Raw genomic sequence first — 837 nt, forward strand, 5'->3', positions numbered from 1 at the left:
TGTGGCCTCGGCTCTTGGCTACGTGCTGTGGTATTCCGTGCTGCCGTGCCTCAGCGTACCCACCGCCGCCGTGGTGCAACTGAGCGTGCCGCTTATTACCGCCCTTGGCGGCGCGGTCTTTATGGGCGAGGCCGTTACACTGCGCCTCGGCATAAGCGCGGCGGCCATTCTTGGCGGTATTTTCTGCGCGACTGTCCTTGCCGTGCGGCGATAGCAAACCGTTAGAGCAGATTAACTTTGAGAATATACATTCTCAAAGTTTAAGGCACGCTCACTTCGGCGTTTAACCGCGCAGATAAACTGCGCTTACGCTTCCGTAGCGAACGTCTGCTCACGCAGCCGTCCGAGCAATTTAAAAGTTAAATTGCTCTAGCCCGGTCATTGCGTTGCCCACTGCCGGGCAGGGCCACGCGTTCCTGGCACAGGGAACGGCTTTGCTGTTTTTGCATGGCAGTTCCCTGTAGCCGCATAATTGCAGAAAGTTATCTTTTCCCGCCGTTCTGGCGTCTGCGTGGGCAGCCGCCGGGCTTCCCGTCTTGCGCCCCCCGTGCTTTTTCCGTAGGCTTGAAACATGGCGAAAATACGTGAAATATATATATGCTCCTCGTGCGGAGCACAGACAATGCAGTGGCGGGGCCAGTGTCCCGGCTGCCATGAGTGGAACACGCTGGAAGCGTCGGTACAGGCCCGGTCTTCGGGCAAGGCTCGCTCCCCGTTGGGCGACAGCAGCGCATCCGGACGTCCTGTAGCCCTGTGTCAGGTGGAGGACGCAGGTCACGAGCCTTACGGCAGCGGCCTGCAAGCACTGGACAGGGTGCTGGGCAAGGGGCTTGTTCC

At 59.4% G+C, this 837-nt stretch carries 1 protein-coding gene and 1 pseudogene; both read left to right on the top strand.

Annotated elements, in window-relative coordinates:
- Positions 1-214 (top strand): EamA family transporter (locus tag V6C16_RS14470; RefSeq protein WP_333543588.1); only part of this gene is annotated, 214 nt, incomplete at its 5' end.
- Between the two features lie 408 nt (positions 215-622).
- Positions 623-837: pseudogene (locus V6C16_RS14475) on the top strand (DNA repair protein RadA); the annotation flags it as partial.

The organism is Desulfovibrio sp. 1188_IL3213, from assembly GCF_036763145.1.
Taxonomy (GTDB): Bacteria; Desulfobacterota; Desulfovibrionia; order Desulfovibrionales; family Desulfovibrionaceae; genus Desulfovibrio.